General features: G+C 28.4%; 25 protein-coding genes, 1 rRNA gene, 1 riboswitch and 1 other annotated feature. Of the genes, 23 read left to right on the top strand and 3 right to left on the bottom strand.

Going from position 1 to position 21973, the window contains the following annotated elements; all coding sequences use genetic code 11:
- Window positions 1-8 precede the first annotated feature (8 nt).
- Window positions 9-116: ribosomal RNA gene (gene rrf / locus OCV55_RS10635) — 5S ribosomal RNA — on the top strand.
- Between the two features lie 57 nt (window positions 117-173).
- Here the strand turns inward: rrf and OCV55_RS10630 are convergent.
- Entirely contained in the window at window positions 174-851 is a 678-nt protein-coding gene (locus OCV55_RS10630) for a YjjG family noncanonical pyrimidine nucleotidase (protein WP_032089765.1), read from the bottom strand.
- Between the two features lie 179 nt (window positions 852-1030).
- Here OCV55_RS10630 and OCV55_RS10625 point away from each other — a divergent pair, with 179 nt between their 5' ends.
- From OCV55_RS10625 to OCV55_RS10565, 13 genes are all read left to right on the top strand, one after another.
- A complete protein-coding gene (locus OCV55_RS10625) occupies window positions 1031-2512 on the top strand; it encodes a Y-family DNA polymerase (protein WP_394802868.1) in 1482 nt (493 codons plus the stop codon).
- A complete protein-coding gene (locus OCV55_RS10620; protein ID WP_032089767.1) occupies window positions 2512-2919 on the top strand; it encodes a YolD-like family protein in 408 nt (135 codons plus the stop codon). Before OCV55_RS10625 ends, OCV55_RS10620 begins: the two co-directional genes overlap by 1 nt.
- A gap of 63 nt (window positions 2920-2982) precedes the next feature.
- A complete protein-coding gene (locus OCV55_RS10615; protein ID WP_032089768.1) occupies window positions 2983-3255 on the top strand; it encodes a DUF2624 family protein in 273 nt (90 codons plus the stop codon).
- A gap of 73 nt (window positions 3256-3328) precedes the next feature.
- Window positions 3329-3946, top strand: coding sequence for a LiaF transmembrane domain-containing protein (locus tag OCV55_RS10610; protein ID WP_147580592.1), 618 nt, complete (start codon window positions 3329-3331; stop codon window positions 3944-3946).
- A gap of 14 nt (window positions 3947-3960) precedes the next feature.
- The gene (locus OCV55_RS10605; RefSeq protein ID WP_117783123.1) at window positions 3961-5163 is read left to right on the top strand and encodes a class I SAM-dependent rRNA methyltransferase; all 1203 of its coding nucleotides are present in this window, start codon (window positions 3961-3963) and stop codon (window positions 5161-5163) included.
- Window positions 5164-5262: 99 nt separating this feature from the next.
- Window positions 5263-5511, top strand: a complete 249-nt coding sequence (locus tag OCV55_RS10600) for a helix-turn-helix transcriptional regulator (protein WP_022002329.1) — start codon at window positions 5263-5265, stop codon at window positions 5509-5511.
- A gap of 184 nt (window positions 5512-5695) precedes the next feature.
- Entirely contained in the window at window positions 5696-7054 is a 1359-nt protein-coding gene (locus OCV55_RS10595; protein WP_147580591.1) for an MATE family efflux transporter, read from the top strand.
- 78 nt (window positions 7055-7132) lie between these two features.
- The gene (locus tag OCV55_RS10590; RefSeq protein ID WP_147580590.1) at window positions 7133-7741 is read left to right on the top strand and encodes a helix-turn-helix domain-containing protein; all 609 of its coding nucleotides are present in this window, start codon (window positions 7133-7135) and stop codon (window positions 7739-7741) included.
- A gap of 44 nt (window positions 7742-7785) precedes the next feature.
- The gene (locus tag OCV55_RS10585) at window positions 7786-8184 is read left to right on the top strand and encodes a C-GCAxxG-C-C family protein (protein ID WP_117827202.1); all 399 of its coding nucleotides are present in this window, start codon (window positions 7786-7788) and stop codon (window positions 8182-8184) included.
- Window positions 8177-8668 carry an HD domain-containing protein gene (locus OCV55_RS10580; protein ID WP_267309909.1) on the top strand — a complete coding sequence of 164 codons (492 nt, stop codon included), beginning with the start codon at window positions 8177-8179 and terminating at the stop codon, window positions 8666-8668. The genes OCV55_RS10585 and OCV55_RS10580 overlap by 8 nt, the downstream gene beginning before the upstream one ends.
- A 130-nt stretch (window positions 8669-8798) precedes the next feature.
- The gene (locus OCV55_RS10575; RefSeq protein ID WP_147580589.1) at window positions 8799-9614 is read left to right on the top strand and encodes a Cof-type HAD-IIB family hydrolase; all 816 of its coding nucleotides are present in this window, start codon (window positions 8799-8801) and stop codon (window positions 9612-9614) included.
- Window positions 9615-9642: 28 nt separating this feature from the next.
- Entirely contained in the window at window positions 9643-10146 is a 504-nt protein-coding gene (locus OCV55_RS10570) for a GNAT family N-acetyltransferase (RefSeq protein WP_147580588.1), read from the top strand.
- Entirely contained in the window at window positions 10143-10766 is a 624-nt protein-coding gene (locus OCV55_RS10565) for a pentapeptide repeat-containing protein (RefSeq protein ID WP_022002322.1), read from the top strand. The genes OCV55_RS10570 and OCV55_RS10565 overlap by 4 nt, the downstream gene beginning before the upstream one ends.
- Before the next feature lie 24 nt (window positions 10767-10790).
- On the opposite strand, the gene OCV55_RS10560 is transcribed toward OCV55_RS10565, so the two are convergent.
- Window positions 10791-11807 carry a M42 family metallopeptidase gene (locus OCV55_RS10560; protein WP_147580587.1) on the bottom strand — a complete coding sequence of 339 codons (1017 nt, stop codon included), beginning with the start codon at window positions 11805-11807 and terminating at the stop codon, window positions 10791-10793.
- 106 nt (window positions 11808-11913) lie between these two features.
- Window positions 11914-12082, top strand: a riboswitch (Lysine riboswitch).
- A gap of 48 nt (window positions 12083-12130) precedes the next feature.
- On the opposite strand from OCV55_RS10560, the gene OCV55_RS10555 reads away from it, so the two are divergent.
- The 9 genes from OCV55_RS10555 to OCV55_RS10515 all read left to right on the top strand — a co-directional run bounded on the left by OCV55_RS10555 (window position 12131) and on the right by OCV55_RS10515 (window position 20694).
- Window positions 12131-13627 carry a Na+/H+ antiporter NhaC family protein gene (locus OCV55_RS10555; protein ID WP_032089777.1) on the top strand — a complete coding sequence of 499 codons (1497 nt, stop codon included), beginning with the start codon at window positions 12131-12133 and terminating at the stop codon, window positions 13625-13627.
- A 51-nt stretch (window positions 13628-13678) separates the two neighbouring features.
- The gene (locus OCV55_RS10550) at window positions 13679-14356 is read left to right on the top strand and encodes a Pr6Pr family membrane protein (protein WP_147580586.1); all 678 of its coding nucleotides are present in this window, start codon (window positions 13679-13681) and stop codon (window positions 14354-14356) included.
- A 169-nt stretch (window positions 14357-14525) separates the two neighbouring features.
- The gene (locus OCV55_RS10545) at window positions 14526-15449 is read left to right on the top strand and encodes an AEC family transporter (RefSeq protein ID WP_022002318.1); all 924 of its coding nucleotides are present in this window, start codon (window positions 14526-14528) and stop codon (window positions 15447-15449) included.
- A 9-nt stretch (window positions 15450-15458) separates the two neighbouring features.
- The gene (locus OCV55_RS10540) at window positions 15459-15857 is read left to right on the top strand and encodes a GNAT family N-acetyltransferase (RefSeq protein ID WP_147580585.1); all 399 of its coding nucleotides are present in this window, start codon (window positions 15459-15461) and stop codon (window positions 15855-15857) included.
- 222 nt (window positions 15858-16079) lie between these two features.
- The gene (locus OCV55_RS10535; protein ID WP_147580584.1) at window positions 16080-18152 is read left to right on the top strand and encodes a carbohydrate-binding domain-containing protein; all 2073 of its coding nucleotides are present in this window, start codon (window positions 16080-16082) and stop codon (window positions 18150-18152) included.
- An 87-nt stretch (window positions 18153-18239) separates the two neighbouring features.
- Window positions 18240-18473: a binding site (T-box leader), on the top strand.
- A gap of 43 nt (window positions 18474-18516) precedes the next feature.
- Window positions 18517-19383: a shikimate dehydrogenase gene (locus OCV55_RS10530; RefSeq protein WP_032089781.1), complete on the top strand. Its 867-nt coding sequence runs from the start codon at window positions 18517-18519 to the stop codon at window positions 19381-19383.
- 86 nt (window positions 19384-19469) lie between these two features.
- Entirely contained in the window at window positions 19470-19757 is a 288-nt protein-coding gene (locus OCV55_RS10525) for a putative quinol monooxygenase (RefSeq protein WP_147580583.1), read from the top strand.
- Window positions 19757-20278, top strand: a complete 522-nt coding sequence (locus OCV55_RS10520) for a nitroreductase family protein (protein ID WP_147580582.1) — start codon at window positions 19757-19759, stop codon at window positions 20276-20278. The genes OCV55_RS10525 and OCV55_RS10520 overlap by 1 nt, the downstream gene beginning before the upstream one ends.
- 2 nt (window positions 20279-20280) lie before the next feature.
- A complete protein-coding gene (locus OCV55_RS10515) occupies window positions 20281-20694 on the top strand; it encodes a peptide deformylase (RefSeq protein ID WP_032089784.1) in 414 nt (137 codons plus the stop codon).
- Between the two features lie 25 nt (window positions 20695-20719).
- Here the strand turns inward: OCV55_RS10515 and OCV55_RS10510 are convergent, their stop codons facing one another.
- Window positions 20720-21883: an FprA family A-type flavoprotein gene (locus OCV55_RS10510; protein WP_147580581.1), complete on the bottom strand. Its 1164-nt coding sequence runs from the start codon at window positions 21881-21883 to the stop codon at window positions 20720-20722.
- Window positions 21884-21973: the final 90 nt, after the last annotated feature.

Below are 21973 nucleotides of genomic sequence, written 5' to 3'. Positions count from 1 at the left end.
AAGAAGAATCTGGTAATGATAGCATGATGGACACACCTGTACCCATTCCGAACACAGAAGTTAAGCATCATCGCGGCGAAGATAGTACATTGTGCGAAAATAGCTCGTTGCCAGTTCCTTTTTTTTTTTACGTTTTTTTATTCATCAAAAAAGGTTCTCCTGTATGAGAACCCTTATAACATATTTTCTAATTCTTTTAAATCATGGATAATATAATCAATTTTTATGGATGCTTTATCATGTTGTGGATTATACCAACATGTATCAATTTGTGCATTTATACCGCCTTGCATATCACTTGTAAGAGAATCACCGATAATAAGTGCTGTATCTTTATCAAAGTGTTCAATATGTCTAAAACAGTAATCAAAAAACTCAATTTTAGGTTTTTGGTATCCAATTTCTTCAGATATAAAAATATCTTTAAAATATTTATTTAAATCTAATAACTTTAATCGATTATATTGTGTACTAGCCACGCCATTTGTCACAACATAAAGATCATATTTTTTAGAAAGATATTCTAATATTTCAATGGCATGTTTAATCAAATACGTACCATGCCCTAAATTCCATTGATATTCATCTTCAAATGCAACACCATCTTCATTAATTCCAAGTTTATTAAATAATTTAACAAAACGCGTATAAACTACTGTTTTTTTATCAATTAATCCTAATTCAAAATCTTTCCATAATTTTGAATTTATTTCTTCATAAATTTCAAATATTTCTGATGTTAATTCTAAATGATGATCACTAAATGTTTTATGCATAGCATAGTCTTCAGCTTTTTTAAAATCAAGTAAAGTACCATCTATATCAAATAAAAGTGTTTTATATTCTTTCATAAATTCCTCCTAGGTCTTTATTATATAGAAAAGTTTAAAAAAATAAATAAAAAAGTGTATACACCATAAATAATCAGTTAAATATTATTTATAAAATAACTTATTACTTTTTTTGAATTTTTGTTATATATTTAGATAAGATATTTTACTATATTTTTATGAAAGAAAGGAGATGCAAAATGGGCATTTTTTTAGCGATAGATCTTAAATCATTTTATGCTTCTGTCGAATGTATTGAAAAAGGTTATGATCCTTTAGATACAAATCTTGTTGTTGCTGATGCTAGCAGGACAGAAAAAACAATTTGTCTAGCTGTTTCTCCTTCTTTAAAGAAATATGGTATTTCAGGTAGAGCAAGATTATTTGAAGTAATCCAAATCATTAACAGAGAAAATAATAAAAGGTTAAAAGAAAGTCATTATTTTAATGGTGAATCATGCTTAGAAAGTAAACTACAAAAAAATAAACATTTAAAAATAGCTTATGAAATAGCAACTCCAAGAATGTCCCATTATATGAAGTGGAGCCAAGAAATATATAAAATTTATCTTAAATATGTTTCTCCTGAAGACATTCATGTTTATTCAATTGATGAAGTTTTTATGGATATAACACATTATACTCACATTTATCAAAAAACACCTAAAGAGTTAGCTTCCCAAATTTTAAGTGATATTTATGAAACAACAGGCCTTATAGCGACAGCAGGAATTGGTACGAATTTATATTTATGTAAAGTCGCAATGGATATAGTTGCTAAGCATATAAACAAAGATGATAATGGGCAACGTATTGCCTTACTTAATGAAGAAAGATATCGAAAGTATTTATGGAATCATCGTCCAATCACTGATTTTTGGCGAGTAGGGAAAGGATATGCTAAAAAATTAGAAAAAGAAGGACTTTATACAATGGGAGATATCGCAAAATGTTCACAAGGTGCAGAGAATGAATATTATAATGAAAAACTTCTTTATGATTTATTTGGTGTTAATGCTGAGTTACTTATTGACCATGCATGGGGTTATGAATCATGTACAATGAAAGATATTAAAAATTATAAACCCGAAAGAAATAGTATTGGAACAGGTCAGGTATTAAGTCGTCCTTATAATTTTGAAAAAACAAAATTGATTGTTAAAGAAATGTTAGATTTGTTAGCACTTGATTTAGTAGAAAAAGGATTAGTAACCAATCAAATTGTTTTAACGATTGGTTATGATAAAGATAATGAATATCATGGAGAAATGATGATTGATCGTTATAATCGAAAGATTCCTAAACATGCACACGGAACAATCAATTTAGAGCGTTATACTTCATCATCAAAATTGATAATTAAAGAAGTAATAAAGAAATTTGATGAAATAGTAAATAGGAATTTATTGGTTAAAAGAATCAATATTTCAGCATCCAATGTTTTATATGAAGATAAAGTAAAAGATATGATTTATCATCAACAATTGAATTTATTTACAAATCATCAAAATATAAATCAAAAATATGAAAAAGAATCTTTAGAAAAAGAAAAGAATTTACAAAAAGCAACTCTTAAAATCAAACAAAAATATGGTAAAAATGCAATTCTTAAAGGAATGAATTTAGAAGAAGGAGCAACAACAAGAGAAAGAAATGAAATTATAGGGGGACATAAAGCGTAATGGCCACAATCAAAAATATTCATGATTATAGTGATATCATAAATCTTCCTTATAAAAAATCTAAAAAGTATAAACATATGTCTCAAAAAAATCGTGCAGCACAGTTTGCTCCTTTTGCTGCTCTTACAGGACATAAACAACTTATTCAAGAAACCCAAAGGCTAACAGAAGATAAAAAGGAGCTTGATGAAAATAAAAAAAGTATTTTAAATCAAAAATTACTTTATTTTATAGAAACTAAAGAAAAGATAAAAATTACTTACTTCAAAAAAGATCAAAAAAAATCAGGTGGAGATTATTTGACGACCATTCAAAGAATAAAAAAGATAGATTCAATTTATCAAACAATTACTCTTCAAAATGGTCAAATTATTAAAATGGAAGACATTTATGAAATCGAACAATAGGTCATATTCGTTGAATCCCTTATTTATTAGAGATATAATATTTGTAAGAAAGAAGGGGTGAATATGAAGGATATGAACGCATTAAATCATAAGTTACAAACCATGACAAGAAAGGAGTTAGGGGCAATTTGTAAATCACATAATTGTAAAATCAATGATGATAATTTATCGATTGCTTTACATTTGATGAAGAATAATCCTTCATCAATCCTAATCGAAGAATATCAAATTATATTTCTTATTGAATTAAAGAAAGAAACTTCTAAAGAAATATCAGATGAATTCGAAGATATCTTAAAACATGATTTCATTCATGAAATCGAATTACTTCATTAATAGCACATAAGTGCTATTTTTGTTTAATCAAAATGCTATTTATATGCTATAATGATGAATTGAGGAGAAATTTATGAAAAAAATTGAAAATACCGTTATAGGCCTTATTTTGATCATTATTGGAGTTATTATCGGACTAAATGCTTTTCATATTACAAATATAGATTTATTCTTTGATGGATGGTGGACATTATTTATTATTGTTCCTTGTTTTTTTGGTTTATTTAAAGATCAAGATAAAACAGGAAACATCATAGGTTTGATTGTAGGTATCTATTTATTGCTTTATTGTCAAGGATTAATAAATTTTCAATTTGCATGGAAATTAGTGGTTCCTGTTATCTTTGTATTAATAGGATTGAAAATGATTTTTAAAGATACTTTTAATAAAAAGAAACATCGTCAAAATATTTATGATAATCAGTTATATACAGGTGGAAATTATGATGTTACTTTTAATGGATTGATATTAGATTTATCAAAGGCTTATTTAAATGAGGAAACGAACATTACGATTTCAACTTTGTTTGGTGGGGTTGATTTATATTTGCCAGATGATGTAAATATTCAAATACAATCATCTAATTTTTTAGGTGGTGTCGATCTTCATAAAAGAGAAAATAAAATAGAAAATACAAAAGTTATTTATCTTAATGCACGTTGTATTTTTGGTGGTATAAATATTAAATAAAAGGAGTCAATAGAATGGAAAGAAATTATCCAGAAATTATTATTTCAGATGAAGGTGTTACTTGGCTTGATAAAGGTCAAATGTGGATGTATAAAAATAATTTAGAACAATGTGATCCTCAAATAAAAAATGGTGAACTTGTTGATATTGTTACAAATAAAGGAAGATATTTAGGAACAGGTTTTATTTCTTTAAAAAGTCATATTACGGTACGTATTTTATCTAAAGATAGAAAAGAAATAATTGATCGTGAATTTTTTAAAAAGAGAATTCAACAAGCTTATGATTTTAGAAAAACTGTTGAAGGAGATAATTTATCTAATTGTCGTTTAATTTTTGGAGAAGCTGATTTATTACCTGGACTTGTGATAGATCGTTATAATGATATTTTAGTAAGTCAAATCAGTTCTTATGGTTTAGAACAAATTAAAGATATGATTTATGAAATTGTTTTAGATGTCTTAAAAGCAGATGGAGAAGATGTTAAAGGTATTTATGAAAGAAATGATATCCAAATTAGAACTAAAGAAGGTTTAGAACAATATAAAGGCTATTATAAAAATAAAGATTTACCTACACAAACAATTATTAATGAAAATGGTTTATTATTACATGTAGATGTTGAAAATGGACAAAAAACAGGATATTTTTTAGATCAAAAATCAAATCGTTATTTACTTAGAAAAATTGCTCATGGAAAACGTGTCGTTGACTGTTTTAGTCATACAGGTGGTTTTGCCTTAAATGCTGCTATGGGAAATGCTAGTCATGTTGTTTCTGTTGATGTTTCTAAAACAGCATTAGATCAAGGCTATCAAAATGCTAAACTTAATCATTTAGAAGAAAAAATTGATTTTGTACAAGCAGATGTCTTTGATTATTTAGATGAATTAAAAGAAAATGAATTTGATATAATTGTTTTAGATCCACCAGCATTTACGAAATCAAGAAGAACTGTTCAAAAAGCTTATAATGGTTATAAAAGAATCAATAAACAAGCAATGAAAGTTTTAAAAAATGGAGGATATCTTATTACATGTAGTTGTTCACGTTTTATGGAAACAGCTAATTTTGAAAAAATGTTAAGAGAAGCTGCAAGTGAAGCAGGCGTTGTTTTAAAACAAGTTTCTGTTACTCAACAAAATGCAGATCATCCTATTTTATGGACAATGGAAGAAACATCTTATTTAAAATTCTATATTTTCCAAATTATTTAAGAGTTAGATTTTTTCTGACTCTTTTCTAAATTATTTCCTTGGAAATAATTTATTGCAACAAAATAACAGAAAGAATATAATACATATTGGGTGAAAAAGATGGATAAAAGTACAAATGCGGTTGCTTATGCACCGGGATATTATATTCGAGATATACTTACAACTTTAAATATCTCTTATAACGATTTTGCACAAAAGATGGATATGAATCTAGATGAAGTGACACAACTTATTTTAGGGGAATGTGAACTTAATGAAGAAATTGCTAAAAAATTAGAAGCATTCTTTCATGTGGAGGCATCACGTTGGCTTACTTTAGAAAAGCAATATCGTATGACAAAGAAATGATTTCATTTCTTTTTTCTTTGTCAAAATATGCTTTATAAGCATAATATTATCTACAATAAAAGTATTGGAATAATAAAAATAAAGAAGATAAAATATCACTATACATTTAAGTTATAGTAGATTGCACAATTATTATTGTACATCTTGAATTAAAAGAAATAGAATAGTAAACAGGAGGGATAATATGAAGAAAAAGAAAACATTTGATATGTTAAATGGTTCTATTTGGAACAAGCTCATACTTTTTGCTTTACCATTAGCAGCAAGTAGTATTTTACAACAATTATTTAATGCAGCAGATGTTGCTGTTGTCGGAAGTTTTGCAGGAAGCGGGGCATTAGCTGCCGTTGGAGCAAATGGTCCAATCATTAATTTACTTGTTAACTCATTTGTAGGGTTATCAATAGGTGCTAATGTTGTTATTGCATCATTTATAGGACAAAATGATGAAAAGAGAACATCACTTGCAGCACATACTTCAATTTTAATGTCGGTGATTATTGGAATTGTTTTATTGTTTGTAGGATTCTTTTTCGCAAGACCTATTTTAGAGTTGATGTCAACACCAGATGATATTATTAATCTTGCAGAAGTATATTTAAAAATTTATTTTATTGGGGTTCCTTTTGTCATGCTCTATAACTTTGCTGCAGCTGTTTTAAGAAGTAAAGGAGATACTCAAAGACCACTTATTGCATTATTTATTGGTGGAGTCATTAACATTATTTTAAATTTATTCTTTGTTGTTGTTTTACATATGTCTGTAGAAGGAGTAGCTATTGGAACTGTTGTTTCTAATATCTTTAGTTCTATGATGTTACTTTATTGGTTAATACATGAAACAGATGCTTTAAGAATTGATTTAAAAGAATTAAAAATTAATGGAAGAATTTTAAAAAGAATTGCGAAAATTGGGGTTCCAGCTGGTTTACAAGGTATGGTTTTCTCTATTTCAAATGTTTGCATTCAATCATCATTAAATGCTTTAGGATCAGATGCTATTGCAGCCAGTTCAGCAGCTTTAAACTATGAATATTTTGCTTATTATATATTAAGTTCATTTGCTCAAGCTGCGGTTACATTTATTGGACAAAATTATAGTGCTAAAAAATATGACCGTTGTAAAAAGATTACACTTCAATCTTTCTTATTAGGGGGAGCAACAACAATGGTTGCTTGTATGATATTTGTAATCTTTGATCATTTCTTTATTAGTTTCTTTACATCAGATGCTTCAGTAGCTAGTTTAGCTTATACAAGAATGAAAATTATTTTACCATTCCAATTCCTTAACATGTCAATTGAAGTTTTCTCAAGTGTAATGAGAGGTGTTGGTTATTCAAGTGTTCCAGCAGGTATTTGTGTTGCGGGAATTTGTGGAGTAAGACTTGCTTACTTATATACAATTTATCCATCAATTGCCTCATACGATCATTTATTAATCATTTATCCAATTAGTTGGTTTGTTACTGTATTAGCACTAGCACTTGTTTATTTCATTCATGTACGCCCAAAAGTTTATCATCATCAAGCAGCCAATTAAGGCTGCTTTTCTTATCTCTACGATACGTTTGTTTACATTTTGTATGAATATACATAAAATGCAAGTGAGGTGAAAGTTATGAATCAAGAAAAAATAGGAAGTTTTATTGCTCAAAGAAGAAAAGATAAAAAGCTTACACAAGCTAAACTTGCAAGCTATTTAGGAATTAGTGATCGGACAATTTCTAAATGGGAAAGAGGAAAGGGTCTACCAGATCCTATGTATATGTTAGAACTCTGTCAAATATTAGATATTTCAGTCAATGAGCTGTTAACGGGAGAATTTATCGAAGAAAGAAATTATCAACAAAAAGCAGAAGATAATTTATTAATGATGGCCAATCAGGAAGTAAAACAAACAAAGAAAATGTTCTTTTATGAAAATGTTATTGGCATTGGTTCAACGAGTATCTTTTTGATTTTAATTTTTATGTCTGTTTATTTTGTTGAAAACAGTGTATTAAAAGTCATCTTGTTTATCTTAAGCTTTATCTTTTTGATTATTGGTGTATCAATTGCTTTAAAAATAGAAACAGAAGAAGGCTATTATGAATGTCAAAAGTGTCATCATAAATATATTCCAAGCTATCAACAAGTTTATTTTGCAATGCATTATGGAAGAACAAGATATATGAAATGTCCACATTGTCAAAAAAGAAGTTGGCAAAAAAAGATTTATTCAAAATAAAAATTCGTTATAATAAAGATATAAAAAGAAAAGGAATTTGAAAGATGAATAAACATATAGAAAAAGCAAAAGAATTAAGAAATGCTACACCCATGGTTCATAATTGTGCACAAACAATTATGGAAGTTTATGCCGATGATTTAGGAATCAATAAAGAACTTGCTAATCATTTGGGATGTAACTTTGGTGGTGGTATGAAATGTGGGAGCGTCTGTGGTGCTATTACCAGTGGTTTAATGATTTTAGGAGCAAAAGGAATTGATTCACCAGCAAAAGTGAACCAATTTATCAAAACAATTTCTAATAATCATCATGGACTTATTAATTGTGCAGATTTACTTAAAGAAAATGCAAAGAATGGTGGACAAAAGAAACCTCATTGTGATGGGATGATTCAAGAAGTAATCGAACTTATTGATCAAATGGAGAAAGAAAATGATTGAAGAAATTGAACAAGGCATGATTTTATATACTCAAGGAAATAAAATCAAACATGATGTTGCCCATTTTTTAAAAGTGCATCAATATGCACGTATTATTGGAAAATTAGAGCATTTAGAAAAAAGAGAACAAGAAATACTCGAAGTAGCTGCTATTGTTCATGATATAGCTTGTCCAATGTGTCGTGAAAAATATGGAAATTCTACAGGATATTTACAAGAACAAGAAGGACCAGTTTTAGTAAAAGATTTCTTAAAAAATTATTCTTTAGATGAAGCTTTTATTGAACGTGTGGCTTATTTAGTAGGACATCATCATACGTATAAAGATGTAGATGGTTTAGATTATCAAATTTTATTAGAAGCTGACTTTTTAGTAAATGGTGATGAATCGAATTTCACTAAAGAAGCTATCGAAAAAATGAAAAAGAATGTTTTTAAAACAAAAACAGGAATAGAACTATTAAATCATATTTTTGAATTATAAAATATGTTATAATGAAAGTCCTTGGCAGGGGCGTGAAAAAGCAATGTGAAAACATTGTTTTTTCTTTTTAAGAAATAATTTTGTTTTTTATAAAGGCTTTGTTATAATAGTCGCAAAGGTAGGTAGAAAAATGTATAAATTAATAGCATTAGATTTAGATGGAACATTAACAGATAAAAATAAAAATATTTTAGAAGAAACAAAGCAAGAACTTATTAAATTAGCACAAAAAGGTGTTATTATTGTTTTAGCTTCTGGAAGACCAACAGCTGGTATCTTTAAAGAAGCAAAAGAATTAACTTTAGATCAAGTAGGAGGATATTTATTATCTTTCAATGGAGCAAGAGTTTTAGATTATAAAACAAATGAAGTTGTTTATGAACAAACATTATCAAGTAAAGTTGCTCATGAAATGTATGATCGTGCCAAAGCATTTGGTTTATCACCACTTACATATAACGCTACTGAAATCATTACAGAAGATATTGGAGATCATTGGATTCAATTAGAAAGTTTCACAACAAAAATGAATATTAAACATGTTCAAGATTTTAAAAAAGAAGTGAACTTTGATGTCAATAAAGTATTGATTACTGGAGAACCTGCATATGTGGCTCAAATTTTAGATGAATTCAAAGCTCCATATGAAGGAAAGATGTCTATTTATAGAAGTGATCCTTATTTTATTGAATGTATGGCAAATGGAATTGATAAAGCTGCTTCTTTAGATGTTTTATGTAAGAAATTAGGAATTAAACAAGAAGAAACAATTGCTTTTGGTGATGGTTATAATGATTTATCATTAATTGAATATTGTGGATATGGTGTTGCTATGGAAAATGCTGTAGATGAAGTAAAAGAAAGAGCAAACTACATTACTTTATCTAACAACGATAATGGAATTGCTTATTGTTTAAAACAATTAGAAGAAAAAGGACTTATTTAAACTCTTAAGAAATTAAGAGTTTTTTAAAATGATAAAAAAACAAATCGCTTTTCATAGCACAGAAATAGAAGAAGTGTATACCCTTTATCAACAAGCATTTCCAAAAAATGAACAAATGGATTTAACTCGATTATTTGATGAATTACATTTAGGCGCTATTTATGGTTATTATCAAGAAAATCAACTTGTAGGTTTTGCCATTTTATGTATTCAAAGTCAAATAGCGCATATTTTATATCTTGCTGTAAAAAAAGAATATCGTGATCAAGGTATAGGAAGCTATATTCTTAATGATCTAGCAAAACAATATGATTCTAAAAAGATTATTGTAGATATTGAAAAAATTAAAGATACTTCTAATAAAGAACAAAGAATAAAAAGAAAACAATTTTATTTAAAAAATGATTTTAAAGAAACAGATGTCTTTTATGCTTGGCAAGGAGAAGATTATGTTATTTTAAGTAAAAATGGAATTGTTCAAAAAAAAGAATTTTGGAATTTTTGGGATTCCTTAAAGAAGGAGAAAAAATGAAGTTAGTTGCACCTAAACTATCCTATATAGAAAAAACAAGTTTTGAAGAATGTTTAAAAAAAATGAAATTTCAAGATGTTCATATTGATCAAAATATTCAACAAAGAACAATTATTCAAGATTTAACTTTTGATGGTTGTCTTTTTGAAAATATTGATTTTACTAAAGTTTCATTAAAGCATCTTGATTTAATAGATGTTACTTTTGATAAATGTGATCTATCAAATCAAAATTTTGATCATCAATATTTAAATCGTGTACAATTTAAAAACTGTAAATTAACAGGAACTTCTTTTATTGAAACAAATTTAAAAGATGTTTTATTTGATCATTGTCAGGGACGTTATAGTAATTTATCATCAAGTCAATTGTTAAATGTTATGTTTGATCATTGTGATTTACAAGAAGCATCATTTTATGATGCAAACTTTAAAAAAATACAATTTAATGAAACAAATTTAATACAAAGTGAACTTGCTTCATTACATCATAAAGGATTAGATTTATCTACATGTCAAATACAAGGGGCAATGTTTGATCTAGCAAGTTTAAAAGGATTGATTATTAATGATTTTCAAGCTGTAGATTTAATAGGGATCCTTGGTGTTAAAGTAAAATAAAAATGTTGTCATTTGACAACATTTTTATGCTATATAAGCAAGTAATAATTTTAAAGTATTTTCTACAGCTTGAAGATGTGTTCTTTCCATACCATGACTAGCTGCTACACCTGGGCCAATTAAAGCGCCTTTAATATTTTGACCACCATGTAAAGCGGCTGAAACATCACTGCTGTAATAAGGATAAATATCAATAGCGTATTGTAACTGATGCGTACTTGCAAGTTCAATGAGTTTAGAAGTTAAATCATAATCATAAGGTCCACTACCATCTTTAGCACAAATACTGACATCATATTCACTACAAGCTAAATCTTCACCAATACATCCCATATCTACAGCAATCAATTCATCAATATTAGGATGAATATAACTACTTCCGTGTCCTACTTCTTCATAAGTAGAAATAATAACAATGAGATTATGTTTGGGTTTAATATGATTATTAGCTAAATGCTTAAGTATTCCAAATAAAATAGCGACAGACATTTTATCATCTAAAAAACGTGATTTAATAAAACCAGATGCTGTAATTTCAGTTTTAGGATTATAAGCAATATAATCACCATTTTGAATACCTAAAGCTTGTACATCTTCTTTATTTTTAACTACTTCATCAATTCTTACATGCATATTTTCACAATCTCTCGGTGCACTTTTAGCATCTTTATAAACATGAACAGCAGGATAATTAGAAAGAATTGTTCCTGTATAACATTTACCACTTCTTGTATGAATACGACAATATTCACCATCCAATGTAGGAATAATTGGACCACCAACATTTGTAAAAGCTAATGTGCCATCACTTTTAATACTTCTAACCATTAATCCTAAAGTATCCACATGACCACAAAATCCTACTGTATAATCATCTTGACCTTCAACATAAATTTCTAGATTTCCTTTATTTGTTTGATGCGTATGAAATCCTAAATTCTCAGCTTCTTTTTGACAATGGTGAATGACTTCTTTGGTATATCCAGAAGGACTATCAATTGCCATGATTTCTTTTAAAAAGTTTATGATATAATCATTCATTTTACTACCTCCTAAAGGTATTATATCATAATAAATTGTACTTGATTTCATACAATTTGATTGACAAGTATGTTGGACTTTGTTATTCTTGAAAAGACAAAATAGAAGAATTGGTAGAGGTGCATGAATCAAGAGTAATTGTTGATAATGTTTGGTGACAGTCAACAATGAAAGGGAAACGTGCCGAAGAAAATAACAGCACCAAATGTTATTTATCTGGGAAATTATAAAATATATAATTTCTTGTCACTTTTTAGTGGAGAGCTATCTTGTATGTAAAGTACTTTGATATTCTCAAGGTACTTTTTTTATGGAGGGAAAGAATGAATTATGTAAAGACAATATGGGCTTTATTACCGCCTGTAATCGCAATTATTTTTGCTTTAAAAACAAAAGAAGTTTATATTTCATTACTCATTGGAATTGTTTCAGGAACTTTATTACTAACAAATTTTCATCTTGTTGAAAGTTTAAATTTATTGTTTGATACAGTTGTTAATTGTTTAAGTAAACCTTCTAATATTGGAATTTTAATATTTTTAGTAATGTTAGGAATTATTGTGACTTTAATGACTAAAAGTGGAGGAAGTCAAGCTTATGGAAAATGGGCTAAAAAGAAGATGAAATCTTCTAAACAATCTTTGTTTTCTACTTTTATTTTAGGCGTTGTTATCTTTGTTGATGATTACTTTAACTGTTTAACAGTTGGAAGTGTTATGCGTGAAATCACAGATGAATTTAAAGTTTCAAGAGCAATGCTTGCCTATATTATTGATAGTACAGCAGCACCTGTTTGTATTATTGCACCTATTTCATCATGGGCTGCAGCTGTAAGTGGTTATACCTCAGGGGATGGTTTTCAATTGTTTTTAAATACAATTCCTTTTAATCTTTATGCTCTTTTAACAATTGTCATGGTTTGTTATGTTATTGGCAGTGAGTTTCATCTTGGAAAGATGAAAAAACATGAATTAGCTGCTCAAAATGGCGATGTTTGTTTTGGGGATGATTCTTATCAGACAAATGAAGAAATTTCTTATAATCAAAAGGGGAAAGTTCTAGATTTGATTTTACCTGTTATTGTTTTAATTATGAGTTGTATTATTGGGATGATTTATACTGGAGGATTCTTTGATGGAAAAGATTTAATTACTGCTTTTAGTCAATGTGATGCTTCGAGAGGGCTTGTTTATGGTACATTTGTTACTTTGATCTTTGTCTTTATTTTATATATTCCAAGAAAAATAATTTCTTATAATGAATTTGTAGAATGTATTCCTGAAGGTTTTAAAGCAATGGTTCCGTCTATTTTGATTTTGGTTCTTGCATGGTCTTTAGGAGATTTAGTTTCTAATCAGTTACAAGCAGGGGCATTTGTTTATAATACGTTACAATCTGCTTCTATTTCAACAGCTATTTTACCAGCATGTTTATTTATTGTTGGGGCAGGTCTTTCTTTTTCAACAGGGACATCTTGGGGAACTTTTGGTATTTTGATTCCGATGGCAACTTCTTTATTTCCAGAAGGATCAACAATGTTGGTGATTTCCATTGCTTCCATTCTTGCAGGTGCCGTTTGTGGTGATCATATTTCACCTATTTCAGATACGACAATTATGGCTTCTACAGGGGCGCAATGTAATCATCTTTATCATGTAACCACTCAAATTCCATATGCCTTAGTTGTCGCAAGTGCTTGTTTTATAGGATATCTTGTTGCTGGATTTACACAAAATGTATTATTAACATTATTTGTTGCTTTTGTTTCATTAAGTATCATTATTTTTGTAATTCGTCTTTATCAAAAAAAGAGTTCATAAAAACATTTGAACCTCAAAGTATATTGTGGTATAGTGTTGCGGGTGATAAAAATGAAAAAGAGTAAGATATCTTTAATAATGAAAATCATTGCAGTAGTCGCATCTCTTTATGGAATGTTACAATCATTAGATCATTGGATGTTTTTTACGTATTTTACGAATTTATCCAATATCTTTATAGATATTGTGTTAGTGATTTTCATTATTTATGATCTAAAAAAAGCAAAATATATACCACAAGGGATGTACCTTATTAAATTTATGGCAACGATTTCCATTACATTAACGTTCTTTGTTTATATGTTGTTACTTGCACCAACGAATAGTCAGGGATTTATTGGTGCCTATTTAAATAATGGAGCAGGAAGTTTATGTGTACATTTCATTACACCAGTTCTTGCTATTATTGATTTTCTATTATTTAGTGAACACTATAGACCAGATGAAAAACATGTTTATTATTCAGTAGTACCACCACTTGTTTATGTAGGTTATGTGATTGTTTTAGGAAATGTTTTTCATATAAGATGGTACAAGGATATGTTGGCTCCTTATAATTTTTTAAATTATGGTGCACCAACAGGATGGTTTGGATTTGATTTATCTTTATTAGGTTCAAAAACATTAGGTATTGGAACTTTCTATATGATTGTTGTTTTATTAATTATTTTTATTGGTTTAGGTACTTTATTTTTAAAATTAAAGAGAACAAAGAAAGATTTATATTAATCTTTGTTAGAATAATTAAAAGATTGTAATAATTTGGGATTACCCCTTTTATTACAATTTTTTTGTTATGATACACAGGCAAAAATGATATTATTTTAGTTTTTTGAAAAAAACAAAAGAAAAAATTGAGTTGTGATAAGATAGTAAGGATTTATAGAGGGGGAAATTTATGGATATCATGGTTGTCTTTCAAACAATGTTGAAATTGTTTTTATTACTTATTTTAGGATTTGTTTTATTTAAATGTCATATTTTTGATGAATATACAAATAAAAAAATATCAGCTTTAATTGTCAATGTTGCTTCACCAATGTTGATTATTAGTTCTATTGCGGGGGTTGAAGGAAGTAATAAAAGTATTGTCTTTTTAATGATAGGTGCAGGTATTTTAATGTATATCGGTTTTATTATTTTAGGGAAAATCATTAATCGAATCTTTCCATTTCCTAAAAAAGATTGGCCTGTTTATGAATGTATGGTCGTTTTTGCGAATACAGGATTTATGGGATATCCTGTTTTATTAGATGTTTTTGGACAAGAAGCTGTTTTCTATGCATCACTTATTCATATGGCTTTTAACTTTTTTGTGTATACATACGCTATTATGTGTCTAACAAAAGGAGACGATAGTGAATTTAAATTAAATTTTAAACAATTATTAACACCAGGAATTATTTTGATTTTTGTAGGAATATTTATTTACTTATTCGATATTCAACTTCCTAGTGTACTTATGGATACGATTAATAGTGTTGGTTCACTTACAGCTCCACTTTCAATGATGATGATTGGTTCATCATTAGCTGTTTATCCTATTAAAGATAGTTTTACAGATTGGCGTAGTTATGTCTTTGCTTTTGTTCGTTTAATGATTGTTCCTTTTGTAACAATGATCATGTGTCGTTTATTACACATTGATGCTTATTACGCTAATATTACAATTATTACAAATGCGATGCCAGTAGGATCAATGGTTTTAATGCTGGCAACACAATATAATGCAAATGTAAAAATCGTTACAAGAAATATTGTTGTTTCAACTTTATTATCAGTGATTACAATTCCAATTGTTGTCGCAACAATGTTATTATAGGAGAAAAATATGAATTATAAAATTTATGATCAATTGCCTCAAGAAGCAAAAGAAATTAGAATTAAAGTTTTTATGGAAGAACAAGGATTTAAAGATGAATTTGATGATTTAGATGATCTTTGTCAACATCTTGTTGTTTTTGGAAATAATCAACCGATAGGAACATGTCGTTTTTATTATGATGAATCTTTAAAGTCAAATGTGCTTGGAAGAATTGCAGTTATTAAAGAATATCGAGGAAAAAAAGTAGGACAATATATTGTTAAAACTGCCTGTTCTTTAATTCAAGGAAATGTTTGTTTACATGCGCAATTACAAGCTAAACCTTTTTATGAAAAATTAGGATTTGTTGCTTATGGAGATATTGATTATGATGAAGATTGTCCCCATACATGGATGAAAAAATAAAAGAGACATCAACTTTAAGATTATATTCTTAAGTTGATGTCTTTTATTTTGCATATAATTTTTGTGTGTGAAATTGACAAATAAGAGGGAAAGAAGTATATTATAGATAGATGAGACATGCAGTCTCAAAAAATGGTGCTTGTACAATTTAAAGTAACGATTATTTATTAGTTTTATATGAGAGTTGCGGTATCAATATTTAATGGTGAAGGAGGAAAAAATATGAATAAGAAACTCATTACAATGCTTGTAACATTTTGCTTTATGCTACTATTAGCGCCAGTTTCAGTAATGGCGGCAACACCAACGAATGCACCAATCGTCATTGATGTAGGAGGAGCAAATGTTGAAAATGAAAACTATAAAATTACAGATACAGGCATTAATATTCGTAAAAGAGATGTTAATTATGAATTGACAGGTACGACTGATAAACAAATTAATTTTTGGGGAAGTAATAATCCTAATGAAGTTGATCAAGCTTTTTATTTAAAACTTAATAATTTAGTATGTAATGGGGGCTTTATAGTACAAAATAGCCCTGTGAAGATGGTAGTTGAAGTGCCTAAAGATACAAGTAATAAACTAAAAAGAATTTCAGCTAATGATTTAACTATATATGGATCAGGAGTATTGAATACAGAAGGTTTTACTGTAACACAAAAAACATCTTATATGAATAGTGCACTTCATGTTACGGATACAACAATCAATGTAAATGTGGCACGAAATTCGGCTGAATGGAATGGAAAATGTGTGATATCAGGAAATGCGGTTCTTACATATACAGGAAATGGAACATACGCGCCTTTACAATTGGGAGTAAAGAATGGGGATACTACTCATTCGGTTTTATTAGAAGATAACGCGAAACTTATTTGTTTACAAGATGACCCTGAAACGCCATCGGAATATTCTGTTTCAGGACTAGAATCATTTGGTGCATCTATAACTTTAAAAGATAATAGTTATTTAGAAGCGGAAGCAAAATCAACAACAGGAAAATATGCAGGTTTTGGAATTATTTCTCTTTCTCCTATGAAAGTGCTTGGAAATTCTAAAGTGGTGGCTAGAGGCTATGATGCTGCTTTAAGCGTAGATAATAATTTAGAAATTAATGGTGGAACTATTAAGGCAATAAGTAAAGAAAGCAACGGTATTTATGCGAATAATTTAAAAATTGAAAATGCACAAATTGAAGCTGAAGGATACTATCCTGCTTTATTTGGAAATGCTGCTTTATCTATTTCAAATAGTACCATTAATGCAACTAGTACAGGTGATATCGCAATCTTTACAAGAGGTAATCTTTCTATAGAAAACAGTAAAGTAGACGCTAATGCTCCACAAGATATAGAAGGAATAAAAGCTAGACAAACAACAACAATTAATCAATCTTGGATAACAACAACAGGAAATGAATCTTATGATTCTATTAATGATAGTGTTCTTTTCAATGGTAATAATGGTAAAGTTATTGGTAATGCCACTGTAATCGGTGAAGAAACGGTTTCATCTGAAAAAACTTTAATAATACCAGAAGGAACAACATTAACAATTCCTGATAAAGCTAAATTTACGAACAATGGTACGGTTGTTGTAAATGGCACAATTATAAATAATGGACAAATTACATGTACAAATCATTCAGGTGGAAAAGCTACTTGCATACAAAAAGCTGTTTGTGAACTTTGTAATCAAGAATATGGTGATTTATTAGAACATAATTATTCTACAAAATGGATGAATAATGAAGAAATTCATTGGCAAGAATGTACAGTATGTCATAATCATAAAGATGAATCGAAACATATATTTGATGATGATAAAGATACTGTTTGTAATGTTTGTGGATATGAAAGAATGGTAAATATTAAAACGCCTAAAATTATAAAAGGTCAAAATAGTAAATGGAGAAAAGATAGCAAAATAGATTTTGTATTTGTTTCAGATGCAGATTATTCTGATTTTGTAAGTGTATCTATTGATGGTAAGATAATTGATTCAAAGAATTATTCATCTAAAGAAGGAAGCACGATTATCACATTAAAAAGTGATTATTTAAATACTTTATCAGTTGGAAAACATACAATAAGTATTAATTCAACAACAGGAAGTGCATCTACTGAATTTATTATTGAATCAAATGTGGTGGAAACACCTGTAAAAGCAGAAAACAAACAAGATGTTAAAAAAGTAAAAACAGGTGATGATGAAAATATTATAGGTATTGCTTTATTATTGGTAGGAAGTTTAGTTGTTTTAACTTATATTAGAAAAAAGAAAATAGATTAAAATAAATATCGTCCCATGAGGGGGCGATATTTTGCAATATGCTTATAAAAATCTTTGACAAATAAATGACGAAGTGGTTTAATACAAATAAATACAGTGAAAAGAAGTAGTAGATGATTAAAACATAAGTAGAGAGCTTTTGGTTGGTGAAAAAAAGTTATGTTTGATGATTGAATTCCTCTTGGAGTAGAGTATTGAAGTTAGTAAATATCTCCGGTAACACCCGTTAACGTGTATGAGTATGTAGGTACTTAGTAAGGTTATTATTGTGAAATAATAACGAAGTAAGGTGGTAACGCGATGGTCTCTTTCGTCCTTATGGGATGAAGAGACTTTTTTATTAGTATATATGGGGGAAATAAAAATGGAAAAAAGAATTACAGGACATACAGAATTATTGGGACTTATTGCTACACCAATTAGACATTCTAAATCACCAGTGATGCACAATGCTGCATGTCGTGCTTTAGGCTTAGATTATGCATATTTAGCTTTTGATATTCAACCAGATCAATTAGAAGATGCAGTAAAAGGTTTCAAAGCTTTAAATGTAAGAGGATGGAATGTTTCAATGCCTTATAAAACAACAATTGGTCAATATTTAGATCATATTACACCAATTGCTAAAATGTGTGGCGCTATTAATACTGTTATTAATGATCATGGTGTTTTAACTGGAACTATTACAGATGGAACAGGTTATATGACAGCTTTAAAAGATCAAGGAATTGATATTATTGGTAAAAAGATGACAATTGTTGGTGCAGGTGGAGCAGCTACTGCAATCGTCATGCAAGCTGCATTAGATGGTGTTAAAGAAATCAGTATTTTCAATATTAAAGATGCTTCATGGGATCGTGCTTTAGAAAATGTAGAAAAAATCAATTCACAAACTCAATGTAAAGCACAATTATTTGATTTAAATGATCATGAAACATTAAGAAAAGAAATCAATGAGTCAATTATTTTTACAAATGCAACAAATGTAGGTATGGGTAAATTAGAAGGAAAAATGGTTTTACCAGATACTTCTTATTTAAGAAAAGATTTAATTGTTTCAGATGTTATTTATATGCCAGAAAAAACAAAATTATTAGAAGAAGCTGAAAAAATAGGATGTAAAACAATTAATGGTCTAGGAATGATGCTTTATCAAGGAGCTGCTTCATTTAAATTATGGACAGATCAAGATATGCCAATTGATGTTGTAAAAGAAGCTTTAGACTTTTAAAATGTTATGCAGTGCATAGCATTTTTTTATTTGACAAATAGAATATTTTATTATATTGTTGATATATCAACTAACGGAGGTATACTATGATTAAAATTGTTGCAGAAAATTATATTAAAGAAGAATATCAAGAAGAATTTTTAAAACTTACAAAAGAACTTATTATTTTAAGTAGAGAAGAAAAAGGAAATATCTCTTATCATCTTTATCAAGATATTAATGATGATAGTCATTTTACTTTTATTGAAGAATGGCAAAATCAAGAAGCAATTGATGAACATAATCAAACAAAACACTTTATAACAATTGTTCCTCAAATCAAAAGCTTTGCTTCAAAACCTTCAAGAGCAATTAAATATAAAGAGGTGCAATAATGAATACATTAGAAACAATTTTTACAAGAAAAAGTGTTCGACAATTTAAAAATCAAAAAGTAGATGAAAAAGACATCAAAACAATCTTAAAAGCAGGAATGTCAGGACCAACATGTGTTAATTCAAAAGATTGGTCATTTATCGTTGTTGACGATCCAGAAGTTCTTCATAAAATGTATAAAGCAAATGGTGTACCAGCGAAACCATTACTTGAATGTGCTTTTGCTATTTTAATTTGTGGAGATTACTCAAAAGCATTTAAATTCTCTAAAGATTATTTTGCTGTAGATGGTTCTATTGCTGGACAAAATATGATTTTAGCAGCTTGGTCTTTAGGTATTGGAAGTGTTTGGCTTGGTACATGGCCACAAATGGATCGTGTTTTTGCCCAAAGTAAATTGTTTGATTTACCAAATGATCAAATTCCTCATTCAATTATTGCTTTTGGTTATCCTCTAGATGAAATTAAAGAGAAAGAAGAATATTATGATGAAGCTGTTGTTCATTATAATAAGTGGTAAAAATGGTTAAAGAAATTATTAAAGATGAATTCTTTTTAAAACAAAAATCAAAGTCATGTACAAAAGAGGATTTATATATCGCCAATGAATTATTAGAAACAATTCAAGCTTACAAAGAACAATGTGTTGGTATGGCAGCGAATATGATTGGATATTTAAAAACAATGATGGTTGTTTTAGATGAAAATAAATATCTTATTTTAATTAATCCTGTTATTTTAAAAACAAGTGGAAAAACGTATCAAACAGAAGAAGGTTGTCTATCATTACAAGGTGTAAGAAAGACACAAAGATATGAAAGTATCAAAGTAAGTTATTTAGATCAAGATTTTAAAAAGAAAATTAAAACGTTTAAAGGGTATACAGCTCAAATCATTCAACATGAACTTGATCATTTTGAAGGAAAAATCATATAAAAAAAATCAGCAATAGCTGATTTTTTTAATGACATATTTCTTCAACAAGTTGATTAATTGCCTCTTGATTTTCATCTTTATAAGTAGATTTAATTGTGACCGTATTTTCACAAATAGTAATATTTTTCATTGGAGTAAGCATATCTTTCATCACTTTATTTGCAAGAGGAGCCCAAGAACCATTTTCAATAAGTCCAACAGTTTTATTTTGATATCCTTTATGTTGTAATCTATGTAAGAAATCTTCCATTGGACTAAAGACACCACCATCATAAGTAGCTCCAGCTAAAATCATTTTAGAATATCTAAAAGCATCTTCAACTGCTTCAGCCATGTCATCTCTTGTAAGATCAGTGAAGGCAACTTTAACACCTTTTTCTTTTAATAAATCAACTACTTTTAAAGCCACTTCTTTGGTATTTCCATGGATAGAAGCACTGGCCACTAAAACACCTTCATCTTCACTTTGATAACTACTCCAAATTTGGTATTTATCAATATAATATCCTAAATTATCTTTTAAAATAGGACCATGTAAAGGACAAATCATTTTAATATCTAAAGTGCTGGCTTTTTTTAATAAAGTTTGTACAGGAGCCCCATATTTACCAACAATATTAAAATAATAACGTCTTGCTTCACAAGCCCAATCTTCATCATGTGATAAAGCCCCAAATTTACCAAAGCCGTCTGCTGAGAATAATATTTTTTCAGTTGTTTCATATTCAACCATTACTTCAGGCCAATGCACCATCGGTGCCATGATAAATTTCAAATGATGATTTCCTAAATCTAATTCTTCTCCTTCTTTAACCACAATACATCTTTCATCTAATCCTTCAATATTAAAAAATTGAGGAAGCATCGCTTTTGCTTTGGCACTTAAAACAAGTTTTGCTTCTTTATACTTTTCTGTAAATAATTGAATATTTGCGGAATGATCAGGTTCTAAATGAGAAACAATCAAATAATCAGGAACATGTTCCTTTAATTCCTTATCTAAATTATCAAACCATTCTTTTGTCTTTCTTGCATCAACTGTATCCATAACTGCAATCTTTTCATCTAAAATAAGATAAGAGTTATAACTAACCCCATTAGGTACAATATATTGACTTTCAAAAAGATCAAGTGTTGTATCATCAACCCCAATATATTTAATCGAATCACTAATTATAACATTATTCATAAAAATCCTCCTTTTAGTCATTATAACACTAATTTCTTAATGAAATATTGTTTTCGTGATATGAAAATAATATTTTATAAAAATTTCTTA

The organism is [Clostridium] ammoniilyticum (genome assembly GCF_025566905.1).
In the GTDB taxonomy this organism is placed as follows: Bacteria; Bacillota_I; Bacilli_A; order Erysipelotrichales; family Coprobacillaceae; genus Faecalibacillus; species Faecalibacillus intestinalis.
This window is presented reverse-complemented; position numbering and strand designations above follow the sequence as displayed.